We start from the raw sequence: 10,966 nt of genomic DNA, 5'->3' as shown, positions 1-10,966 counted from the left end.
AGAGGTGTAAAAGAGACAGGCCACCGCCACCCCCGCCGCAGTGGCGGATTGCGATGGCCGCGCCCGGGTTGGTGGTGCACTGCGACAGCACCAGTAACGCCCACCGGATGACGGAGACGATCGAGAGGTTTCACGGAGGAACCTTGTTCCGGGCCGGTCCAACGACCAATGGTATCGACGCGTACGCCAATCAGCCTGTGCAGAGCGACGTCAAGATCTCTCCCCCACTGGCGCGGCCTAAGGCATTCTGCTCCGCTTCTTTTCGGTTGGACCCAGATGCTCCGTAGCCGATGCCGCGTTGCCACGCAAGTGCGACACAGCCGTTAACGGACGAGGCAACCAGCGTGCAGTCGGGTTCTCTCGCTCGGCACCGAGACATTGCCGAGTCCTTGGCGTCGTCGAAACTGCTGTAGTTGTTCGCCCCATACCAACCTCTGGTACTCGAGGCGACGATAACGACGTACATATCGGGGGGCGAAGCGGTGGTGGTGACCGGGGGCGGTTCCGGGGCCGCCGCCGGTGGCGGCGTGTATGTGGATGGCGACGCTGCGGCGCTACTGGGATAAGTCGATGTGTTTGTCGGCCCGATCGCTCCCGAATTGTTGGTGTGCTTGTGGGCAAGTTTGGCTATCAACACCATCACTGCGAATACTGCGACCGCGGCGATGAGGAGGATGGCGGGCCATCGCGCTTTCCTCGCGGGGGACGCTGCGTTTGTCCATGGCGGCGGCGGGCTGGTCGGCGGCGCCGCGTTGCTGATCAACGCCGGTGGCGAGGACGAGGTTTTGGCGGTCGGTCTGGAATGCACAACCGGTATCTGTGGTGGATCCAGCGGTGTGCTGATGGGCGTGGCAGCGGTTGCCGCGCCGAGCTTTTCGTGCTGCGAGTGCTCGATCGCGTGGCCTAAGACGTAGGTCCAGGCTTCGGGTAGCGGGCGTGTTTCCGGTTGGTTCCTCAACGTGTCGGTGATGATTTGCCGCAGCAAGGCCGGTGTCGCCGGGGGGAGATGTTGGGGATTCTTGGTGTCGTGGTCACCGGCCAGCAGCCTGAGTGCGAGCAGACCGAGCTTATAGGTGTCGGTGTGGACCGTCGCCAACTCCTCGCCGACAGGTACGTCCCATCCGGGGGTTTCCACCTGCGGAAGTGCTGAGACGCCGTTGATGCGCATGCCGTCGCAGTCGATGAAATAGACCGCCTCGTGCGGGGTCAGGGAGAACAACAGGTTCTTCGGCGAGATGTCGCCGACGCAGACGCCGTGTTTGTGCAGAAACGCCAGCCCGGAGGCGACCTCGCGGAGCAACGTATAGCGTTGTGCGTCGTCGATCTCGATGCCGCGGGCCGCCAGCACCGAGGGGTGGTTGAGGAGGTGTTGAAATTCTGCGGCCGTATCCGAGGTGCCTTTGACGGTGGCCAGGGCGATGAAGAACTCGTCGGGGATCGCGGGCATGACGAATCCGGTTGGTGCGCCTTGATCTTCGACGAGGGCGCACGGCCAGGCCGCGACGGAGATCAGGCGTTCGGCCTGGGCATAGGTCAGGGTGTCTTCGACCAGGGCGGGCATGGCGGCCAGAGCCGTGAAATCGATGTGGGTCAGGGTTTGGGTCTTGTATTCCTTGTAGACCATCGCGGCCGCGAATTTGGTCTTCACGTTGGGTGCCCGATAGACCACGCCCTGGCCGCCCTGGCCGATCTTGGTCAACTCACCCAGCCTGTCACGCTGAATCCTCTGCGCGGTCATTGCAGGCCTGCGAGACCACGTGGTGAACCGGGCTTTTGCGCGCGCCTGCCTGTCGTGGGGGACGCCGGGTCAAAAAAGCCGATCATCGATTCCACCACAAGAGAACCACTCCCAGCGAATGATTGGGTACGACCGCCACAACCGCATGACCGCCGTCGAAGTCTACTGCCACGCTGGCGCACCGGCACTGGTTTCCGCCCACGAAACGAGCGTCGCCAGGGCTGATTGTGGCTATGGGAACTCCCCCACGCCGCCAGCCGCTCCGCGGCGCCGTGAGCCTCGTCCGCAGCGCGATTCCCAACCGGGCGAGCGCTCGGCTCAGCCGTTGCGCGGCTCGGGCCGGTATCGCGCCAGCAGTGACCGCACGGTGTCCATGGCGTCGACGGCGCGCTCCCGGTCGGCGGCCTGGATCGCCATCAGGGGAACGTACTCGTCGTCGGGCAGGTCGACGCGCGCCCACCGTTTGCCGGCGGGAAACGACACATCCACCACGTCGGTCCACGGAATCAGCCTGTATCCGAAGAGGTTTCGCACCGCCAGCCCGGCCGGCCCCGCCCGCAGCCGGGGCCGCGCGAACAACAACACACCCCCGGCGATCAGCAGGCCGAGCGCGGCTATCGCCACCTGATCGGAGGTGTGAAAGATGACCCCGCTGGAACTGATCTTGAGCAGCAGGCCCACCACGATGTGCGCCGCGGCAATCAGAAACGCTGCGGCATAAACGAATACCGGCGTTCGGTGGGGACGCAGCTCGACATCCCAGACCTCGGGGTTCGGCGCACTCACGACCGAGCGCGCAGGTCACGCAGGGTCAGGGCGGCGGTCAGCGCCGCACCGGCGGCCTGGGCGCCTTTGTCCTCGGCCGACGTCGGAAGCCCGGCCCGGGCGACCGCCTGCTCCTCGGTGTTGGTGGTCAGCACCCCGTTGGCGACGGGCGTCGACGCGTCCAGGGCGACCCGGGTCAGCCCCTGGGTCACCGAATCGCAAACGTACTCGAAATGCGGCGTCTCACCGCGGATCACGACGCCCAGGGCGATCACGGCGTCGTGGTTGGTGGCGAGCTGCTGGGCCACCACCGGAATCTCGATCGCCCCGAGCACGCGCACCACCGTCGGGTCCTCGATGCCCGATTCGGCGGCGACTTTGCGGGCCCCCGCCAGCAGCGCGTCACAGATCTGGCCGTGCCAGGTGCTCGCGACGATGCCGAGTCGCAGGCCGGACGCGTCCAGCGCGGGCAGCTCCGGCTCCCCGCTACCGCTCACAGAGCACCGCCGAACTCTCCCGGCAGATGGACCGATTCGTGAAAGTCGTCCAGCCCCACCAGGTCGTGACCCATCTTGTCGCGCTTGGTCATCAGGTAGCGGATGTTCTCCGCGTTGGCGCGCACCGGAAGTGGCACCCGCTCGATGATGTGCAGGCCGTAGCCATCCAGCCCGACCCGCTTGGCGGGGTTGTTGGTCAGCAACCGCATCGACCGCACCCCGAGGTCGACGAGAATCTGCGCGCCGATGCCGTAATCCCGTGCGTCGGCGGGCAGTCCGAGCTTCAGGTTGGCGTCCACGGTGTCGGCTCCGGCGTCCTGCAGCTGGTAGGCCTGCAGTTTGTGCATCAGGCCGATGCCGCGGCCCTCGTGGCCGCGCATGTACAGCACCACGCCGCGCCCTTCGCGAGCGACCATCGCCATCGCGGCGTCCAGTTGCGGCCCGCAGTCGCAGCGACGCGAACCGAACACGTCGCCGGTCAGGCATTCGGAGTGCACGCGCACCAGAACGTCGTCGCCGTCGGCGTTCGGCCCGGCGATCTCGCCGCGTACCAGCGCCACGTGTTCGACGTCCTCATAGATGCTGGCGTAGCCGATGGCACGAAACTCGCCATGCCGGGTCGGTATCCGCGCCTCGGCGATCCGCTCGATGTGCTTCTCGTGCTTGCGCCGCCATTCGATCAGGTCGGCGATGGTGATCAGGGCGAGGTCGTGCTCGTCGGCGAACACCCGCAACTCGTCGGTCTGGGCCATCGAGCCCTCGTCCTTCTGGCTGACGATCTCACAGATCGCGCCCGCGGGTTGCAGGCCCGCCATCCGGGCCAGGTCGACGGCGGCCTCGGTGTGGCCCGGCCGGCGCAGCACGCCACCGTCCTTGGCGCGCAACGGAACCACGTGACCGGGGCGGGTGAAGTCCTCGGCGATGCTGGTCGGGTCGGCCAGCAGCCGCATCGTCGTGGCGCGATCGGAAGCCGAAATGCCAGTGCCGACACCGTTTTTCGCATCGACGGTGACGGTGTAGGCGGTCCCGTGCTTGTCCTGGTTCACCGCGTACATCGGCAGCAGCCCCAGCCGGTCGCAGACCGCGCCATCCAGGGGGACGCACAGGTACCCCGAGGTGTAGCGGACCATGAAGGCCACCAGCTCCGGCGTCGCCTTTTCGGCGGCGAAGATGAGGTCGCCCTCGTTCTCGCGATCCTCGTCGTCGATGACGATGACGGCCTTGCCCGCCGCAATGTCGGCAACCGCCCTCTCGACGGAGTCCAACCTCGTCATCGCTGCTGCCTGCTCTCGTAGGGGCCCACCGGAGAAGCCCAAGTGTTGCATTCAGTATGAACCACCGCGGCGGCGCGGATATTGCCGCGGCTTTCCGGGGTGGGATGCGACCCCTCCCCTCCCCGTGGGTCGAGATCGACGCGAGCGCGACATCGTTCGAGTAGCCAGCACGGTAGCGTCGATTTCGGCGTGCAGCGCGGTGGTATAGAGCCTGGTAGGCGACGCCTAACGCATCATCAGCCTCTCCACGTATTTGGCGATGACGTCGGCCTCGAGGTTCACCTGCGTCCCGACCGGGGCACGGCCGAGGGTGGTCAATTCGCGCGTCGTCGGGATCAGCGAAACCTCGAACCAGTCCCGGGGCTCGGAACCAAGGCCGGAGACCGTCAACGAAATCCCGTCGACGGTGATCGATCCCTTTTCGACGACGTAGCGGGCGACGGCCGCGGGTACCTCGATCCGCACCACCTCCCAGTGTTCGGAGGGTGTGCGCTCCACCACCTGACCGGTGCCGTCCACGTGCCCCTGCACGATGTGGCCGCCGAGCCGGCTGTTGACGGCGGCGGCGCGCTCGAGGTTCACCCGGCTGCCGACCCGCAACTCGCCCAGGTTGGACCGGTTCAGGGTCTCGCCCATCACGTCGGCGGTGAACTGGCCGTCCGGTTTCAGCTCGGCGACCGTCAGGCACACGCCGTTGACGGCGATCGAATCGCCATGGCCGGCGTCGGCGGTCACCACGGGCCCGCGGATGGTCAGCCGCGCGGCGTCGGCCAACACGTCCCGGCCGGTGATCTCGCCGAGCTCCTCCACAATTCCGGTGAACATTGCACCAGGTTAATGGGCCGATGCGCGGCGAAGCGGCACCCGCGTTCGGAAAGCCCGTCACGCGCACCCTCTACGATGCAGGGTATGCAAACCCCCCGCCGTCTTACGGCCGTCCTTGCATTCTTGAGCCTCGCCGCCGCGCTGGTTGCGGGCTGTTCGTTCAGCTCGTCGAAAAGCGGCGGCCCACTGCCCGACGGCACGACGCTGGTGAAGCAGTCCACGGACGCCACCAAGAACCTCAAGAGCGCGCATCTGGTGCTGACGGTGGGCGGAAAGATCCCCGGGCTGCCCGTGCGGAACCTGACCGGCGACCTCACCACCTCGCCGAGCGTCGCGGCGCAGGGTAACGCCCAGATCAGCTATCTCGGGCAAGACATCAGCGCGGACTTTGTCGTCGTGGGCGGCGACCTGTACACCAACGCCCTCAACCCGGGCGACAAGACGATGACCGATGTCGGTCCGGCCTCCCAGGTCTATGACCCCTCGGCGATCCTGAGCCAGGACACCGGCCTGCCCAACGTGCTGGCGAACTTCACCGACGCCAAGGCCGAGGGGCGCGACCAGGTCAGCGGTCAAACCACCGTCCGCGTCAGCGGGAACGTCTCGGCGGACGCGGTGAACAAGATCGTGTCCCCCTTCAAGGCCACCAAGCCGGTGCCGGCCACGGTCTGGATCGTGGAGACCGGCGACCACCAGCTGGCCCAGATCAGCCTGCAATACAGCCAGGGCAACAACGTGCAGATGACGTTGTCGAACTGGAACAAGCCGGTGCAGATCGACAAGCCCGCGGCGGGCTCATGAGCAGGCTCGCGGGGCGACGCGTCGCGATCGGCGCCGGCAGCCTGGCGGTGCTGCTGGGCGCCCTCGACGCCTACGTCGTGGTCACGATCATGCGCGACATCATGCACGACGTCGGCATCCCGATTAACCAGCTGCAGCGGATCACCCCGATCGTCACGATGTACCTGCTGGGCTACATCGCGGCCATGCCACTGTTGGGCAAGGCCTCCGACCGGTTCGGCCGCAAGCGGCTGCTGCAAGTCAGCCTGGCCACCTTCATGATCGGCTCGGTGGTCACCGCGCTCTCGGTGGCGGTCGGCAACTTCGACGTGTCCAGCATGAGCGTGGAGATCTTCGGGCACCCGCTGCGGGACCTGGTGATCCTCGGCTACCCGATCCAGAACTTCCACGTGCAGACGCTGCACGTGCTGATCGCCGGCCGCACCATCCAGGGCGTCGCCAGCGGCGCGCTGCTGCCGGTCACCCTGGCTTTGGGCGCCGATCTCTGGGCGCAACGCAACCGCGCGGCCGTGCTCGGCGGCATCGGCGCCGCCCAGGAGCTGGGCAGCGTGCTCGGCCCGCTGTACGGGATCCTCATCGTCTGGTTGTTCCGCGACTGGCGTGACGTGTTTTGGATCAACGTCCCGCTGACCCTGGTCGCCATGGTCCTCATCCAGATCAGCCTGCCGTCGCACGACCGCAGCGAGGCGCCGGAGAAGATCGACGTGGTCGGCGGCGTCCTGCTCGCCATCACCCTCGGTCTCGCGGTCATGGGCCTGTACAACCCCAACCCCAACGGTCAAGAGGCGCTGCCCAGCTACGGATTGCCCCTGGTGATCGCGGCGGCCGTGTTCGCAGTCGTATTCCTGCTGTGGGAACGCTTCGCCCGAACCCGGCTGATCGACCCGGCGGGAGTGCAGTTCCGGCCCTTCCTGGCCGCGATGGGCGCGTCCTTCGCCGCCGGCGCCGCATTGATGGTGACGCTGGTGGACGTGGAGCTGTTCGGTCAGGGCGTGCTCGGCTTGAACCAGACCAAAGCGGCCGCGATGCTCACGTCGTTCCTGATCGCGCTGCCGATCGGGGCGTTGCTGGGGGGCTTCATCGCCACCCGGGTCGGCGACCGCGCGGTCGCGTTGGTCGGGCTGCTCATCGCGGCCGGCGGCTACCTGCTGATCTCGCACTGGCCGGTGGACCTACCGCACTATCGGCACAGCTTCTTCGGGTTGTTCTCGGTGCCCGCGATGAACAACGACCTGCTGATCGGTGGGGTCGCGGTCAACAACGATCTGCTGATCGCCGGATTCGGGCTCGGACTGGTGATCGGGCCTCTGACGTCGGCGGCGCTGCGGGTGGTCCCCGCCGCCGAGCACGGCATCGCCTCGGCCGCGGTCGTGGTGTCCCGGATGACCGGCATGCTGATCGGCGTGGCCGCGCTCAGCGCCTGGGGGCTGTACCGCTTCTACCAGATCCTCAACGAGAAGAACGGTGCGCTGCCGGCCAACATGAGCAAGCCGGATCGCGCGGTCGCCCAGGCGCAAAACGTCCTCCCGTCGTTCGCGGCGATGTACGGCGAGATCTTCACCATCACCGCGGGGGTCTGCGTGGTGGGAGCGCTGCTGGGGCTGCTGATCAGCGGCCGCAAGGAGCACGCCGAGGAACCCGAAGTCGCCGAGGAAGAGCCGGTCAGTGTTCCGGCGCCCTGAGCGCTGATCAGCCGCCGTGCGGCACCAGGCTGAGCACCAGATCGGGGCCGGCCCGGTCGATGCCGTCGTACTGCCAGCGCAGCGCCCGCGCGATAGTGGGCACCCCGACGTCGTCGACCGCCGTGATGGGTCCGCCGAGCAGCATGGGCGCGACGTAGGCCAGGATGCGGTTGACCGCCCCGGCCCGCAGGAAGGCGCCGGCGAGGGTGGGGCCACCCTCCAGCAGCACGTCGGTGCGGTCCGTCAGCGCCTTGATCACCTCCATGGGGTCGTGCGTGCGAATCACCATGGTGCGTGAGTCGTCGTTGAGAACCTTTGCCTCCGGCGGTATTTCGCGCATCCCCACCACCACCCGCAGCGGTTGGCGGTCCGCCAGCGAGCCGTCGGCGCGCCTCGCGGTCAGCGTCGGGTCGTCGGCCAGCACGGTGCCGGTGCCGACCACGATCGCGTCGGCGATGGCGCGGCGGCGATGCAAATCCAATCGCGAGGCCTCGCTGGAGATCCACCGGCTGCTGCCATCGGCGGCGGCGCTGCGGCCGTCGACGCTGCTGGCGTACTTCCATGTCACATGGGGCAGCCCGGTCCGCACCTTGTGCAGCCACTCGCGCAAAGGACCGGCTGCAACCTGATCGGCCAGCACCCCGGACCGCACTTGCACGCCCGCGGCCTGCAGCCGGCCCGCTCCGCCACCCGCGATCGCGTTCGGGTCGTCGACGGCGTAGACGACCATGCTGACCCTGGCCTCGATCAGGGCGTTCACGCACGGCGGGGTCTTGCCGTAGTGATTGCACGGCTCGAGCGTGACGAACGCGATCCCACCGGCGGCCAGACCGCCGGCCCGGCGCAGGGCCAAGACCTCGGCGTGCTCGCCGCCCGCGGGCTCGGTGGCGCCGACGCCGACCACGCGGCCCTGCGGGTCCACGATGACGGCGCCGACCGGCGGGTTCGGGTATGTGGCGCCCTTGACCTGGTAGGAGTGCTCGATCGCCAGGCGCATGGCCGCGTCGAGGCTGTCGACCGACTGGGGCTGGTTCATGCGCGCAGATGCGGCGACGCGGCGGCGGCCTGTCGCCGCAACGCCTCGACCGCGGCCTCCGGATCCTGCGCCCCGTACACGGCCGACCCGGCGACAAAGCAGTCCACGCCGGCCTCGGCGGACTGCTCGATGGTGTCCTCGTTGATGCCGCCGTCGATTTCGACCAGGATCGTCAGCTCGCCCGCGTCGATCATCTTGCGCGCGGTGCGGACCTTGCCGAGCACGTCCGGAATGAAGCTCTGGCCACCGAAGCCGGGCTCGACCGACATGATGAGCAGCGTGTCGAAGTGCGGGAGGATGTCCAGGTAGGGCTCCAGCGGGGTCCCCGGTTTGACGCTGATCCCGGCCTTGGCGCCGGCGGCGCGGATGTCGCGGGCCACGCCGACGGGATTGTCGGTGGCCTCGGCGTGGAAGGTGACGTTGTAGGCGCCCGCCTCGGCGTACGGCGGCGCCCAGCGATCCGGGTCCTCGATCATCAGATGGCAATCCATCGGAATGGTGGTGGCGGCCAGCAGCGCCTCCACCACCGGCAGGCCGATGGTCAGGTTCGGCACGAAGTGGTTGTCCATCACGTCGACGTGCAACCAGTCGGCACCCGGCACGGCGGCCGCTTCGTCGGCGAGGCGGGCGAAATCGGCGGCGAGGATCGACGGCGCGATCAGCGGTCTACCGGTGTTGCCGGGCATGTGCGCCACACTACTGAGCGCGGGGGCCAACCTCACGTCAGGCGCGGCGCAGCGCGGCGGCGAACATCGCATCGGTGCCGTGCCGGTGCGGCCACAGCTGCGAGTAGGGCCCCTTGCCCAGGCCCTCGTCGACGGGCTCGAACAGCGGCCGGGTGNGTCGCGGCCGCCGATTCCGCGTTGGCGCAGCAGCGCGGGCAGGGCCAGGTTCGCGTACGCGTCGCGCTCGCTGACGGCGCGCAGCACCTCGAACGCGGCCGCGCGCGCAGGGTCCAGCGGCCGGCGCCGCCGCTGCGGTTTAGGGCTCATGAGGCCCGCGCGGCGGCGTCGAGCCTGGCGCCGCGCGCCCAGTCGACGGCGTTCATGAATTTCTTTCCGGGCGGCTGGATCTGGCCCAGCCGCACCGGTTCCGAGCCGGTGCCGATCCAGACGCTCTTGCGGTCCGCGTGAATGACGCCGGGCGGCAAGGGTTCTGGCTCGCCGTCGATGTGCACCGGACCCAGCTTGATCCGCAGGTCACCGATGAGCGTCCAGGCGCCCGGATTGGGCGTGACGGCGCGGATCCGGCGCTCCACCACCGGCGCGGGCAGGTCCCAGCGGACCCGGGCCTGTTCGACGGTGACCTTCGGCGCCACGCTGACGCCCTCGACCGGCTGCGGCCGTGGTGTCAGGGTCCCGTCGGCGATGCCGTCGAGCGTCGCCGACAGCAGCGCCGCGCCCGAATCCGCCAGTCGCGCAAGCAGATCGCCCGCGGTGTCGGTCGGCCTGATCGCCTCGGTGACCACCCCGTACACCGGTCCGGAGTCCAGGCTCGGCTCGATTTGGAACGTGGTCGCGCCGGTGATGGCGTCCCCCGCGGCGATCGCGGCCTGCACCGGCGCCGCGCCGCGCCACGCGGGCAGCAGCGAGAAGTGCAGGTTGATCCAGCCGTGCGGGGGCACGGCGAGCAGGTCTTCGCGCAGCAGCGCGCCGTAGGCCACGACCGGGCAGCAGTCGGGCGCCAGCTCGGCCAGTTCGGCCACGAACTCCGGCGAATTGGGGCGCGCCGGCCGCAGCACCGGGATGCCGCGGTCGAGCGCCTCGCGCGCCACCGGAGACGGCTCGGGTTTGCCGCGCCGGCCCGAGGCGGCGTCGGGCCGGGTCAGTACGGCGAGCACGTCGTGCCTCGGCGACTCGATGAGGCGGCGCAGCGCGGGCAGCGCGGGTTCGGGGGTTCCGGCGAAGACGAGGCGCACTGCACAAGTCTAGGGAGCACCGGATCTGCGCAGGACACGCCCAGGATTCACACAGTTGCGACTGTATACTATTTCTAAGCGCAACTATTTCATGAGGTGATGGTCACGACGACGAGGTCGAGCAGCCAGCCCATTTTCCTAGCTGAGGAGATCCGATGACTCTCGACACTGCGGAAACCACGATCCCCGACGACGTCGCGGCCACGCATCGCGCGCTGTGGGCGCTGGGCGACTACGCCCTGATGGCCGAGGAGGTGATGGCCCCGCTGGGTCCGGTCCTGGTGGCCGCGACGGGCATCGGGCCGGGCGTCCGGGTGCTCGACGTCGCCGCCGGGTCCGGCAACATCTCGCTGCCCGCCGCAAAGGCCGGCGCCGATGTCGTCTCCACCGACCTCACCCCCGAGTTGCTGCGGCGGTCCCCGGCGCGGGC

The 10,966-nt window shown here is 68.5% G+C and carries 11 protein-coding genes and 1 pseudogene; 3 read left to right on the top strand and 9 right to left on the bottom strand.

Going from position 1 to position 10,966, the window contains the following annotated elements:
• Nucleotides 1–190: 190 nt before the first annotated feature.
• The 5 genes from BN4348_RS36950 to BN4348_RS36930 form a co-directional block, all read right to left on the bottom strand.
• Complete coding sequence (locus tag BN4348_RS36950; protein ID WP_160040334.1) at nt 191–1,699, bottom strand: DUF4189 domain-containing protein; 1,509 nt, start codon at nt 1,697–1,699, stop codon at nt 191–193.
• 357 nt (nt 1,700–2,056) lie between these two features.
• Entirely contained in the window at nt 2,057–2,524 is a 468-nt protein-coding gene (locus BN4348_RS36945; RefSeq protein WP_066910536.1) for a PH domain-containing protein, read from the bottom strand.
• Entirely contained in the window at nt 2,521–3,000 is a 480-nt protein-coding gene (gene ribH / locus BN4348_RS36940) for a 6,7-dimethyl-8-ribityllumazine synthase (RefSeq protein ID WP_066910533.1), read from the bottom strand. The genes BN4348_RS36945 and ribH overlap by 4 nt, the downstream gene beginning before the upstream one ends.
• Entirely contained in the window at nt 2,997–4,274 is a 1,278-nt protein-coding gene (locus BN4348_RS36935; RefSeq protein ID WP_066910529.1) for a bifunctional 3,4-dihydroxy-2-butanone-4-phosphate synthase/GTP cyclohydrolase II, read from the bottom strand. Before BN4348_RS36935 ends, ribH begins: the two co-directional genes overlap by 4 nt.
• Before the next feature lie 225 nt (nt 4,275–4,499).
• Nucleotides 4,500–5,099 (bottom strand): riboflavin synthase, encoded by a 600-nt coding sequence (locus BN4348_RS36930; protein WP_066910527.1) that lies wholly within the window; start codon nt 5,097–5,099, stop codon nt 4,500–4,502.
• 75 nt (nt 5,100–5,174) lie between these two features.
• Between BN4348_RS36930 and BN4348_RS36925 the strand changes: the two genes are divergently transcribed.
• On the top strand, nt 5,175–5,900 hold the full coding sequence (locus tag BN4348_RS36925) for an LppX_LprAFG lipoprotein (RefSeq protein WP_096866119.1): 726 nt from the start codon (nt 5,175–5,177) through the stop codon (nt 5,898–5,900).
• A complete protein-coding gene (locus BN4348_RS36920; RefSeq protein ID WP_066910521.1) occupies nt 5,897–7,582 on the top strand; it encodes an MFS transporter in 1,686 nt (561 codons plus the stop codon). Before BN4348_RS36925 ends, BN4348_RS36920 begins: the two co-directional genes overlap by 4 nt.
• Before the next feature lie 7 nt (nt 7,583–7,589).
• Here BN4348_RS36920 and ribD read toward each other — a convergent pair whose 3' ends face one another.
• The 4 genes and pseudogenes from ribD to fmt all read right to left on the bottom strand — a co-directional run bounded on the left by ribD (nt 7,590) and on the right by fmt (nt 10,536).
• The gene (gene ribD / locus BN4348_RS36915; RefSeq protein ID WP_066910518.1) at nt 7,590–8,618 is read right to left on the bottom strand and encodes a bifunctional diaminohydroxyphosphoribosylaminopyrimidine deaminase/5-amino-6-(5-phosphoribosylamino)uracil reductase RibD; all 1,029 of its coding nucleotides are present in this window, start codon (nt 8,616–8,618) and stop codon (nt 7,590–7,592) included.
• Complete coding sequence (gene rpe / locus BN4348_RS36910) at nt 8,615–9,304, bottom strand: ribulose-phosphate 3-epimerase (protein ID WP_066910515.1); 690 nt, start codon at nt 9,302–9,304, stop codon at nt 8,615–8,617. The genes ribD and rpe overlap by 4 nt, the downstream gene beginning before the upstream one ends.
• Nucleotides 9,305–9,460: 156 nt before the next feature.
• Nucleotides 9,461–9,610 (bottom strand): annotated as a pseudogene (locus BN4348_RS36905) (rRNA cytosine-C5-methyltransferase); the annotation flags it as partial.
• Nucleotides 9,607–10,536: a methionyl-tRNA formyltransferase gene (fmt, locus tag BN4348_RS36900; protein WP_066910511.1), complete on the bottom strand. Its 930-nt coding sequence runs from the start codon at nt 10,534–10,536 to the stop codon at nt 9,607–9,609. The gene fmt and the pseudogene BN4348_RS36905, both read right to left, overlap by 4 nt.
• Nucleotides 10,537–10,691: 155 nt before the next feature.
• Here fmt and BN4348_RS36895 point away from each other — a divergent pair.
• On the top strand, nt 10,692–10,966 hold a 275-nt coding region (locus BN4348_RS36895; RefSeq protein WP_407937895.1), incomplete at its 3' end, for a class I SAM-dependent methyltransferase.

This window comes from Mycobacterium interjectum, assembly GCF_900078675.2.
Lineage (GTDB): Bacteria > Actinomycetota > Actinomycetes > Mycobacteriales > Mycobacteriaceae > Mycobacterium > Mycobacterium interjectum.
Note: the sequence above shows the minus strand (reverse complement) of the source record. Positions and strands in the feature narration are given on the sequence as shown.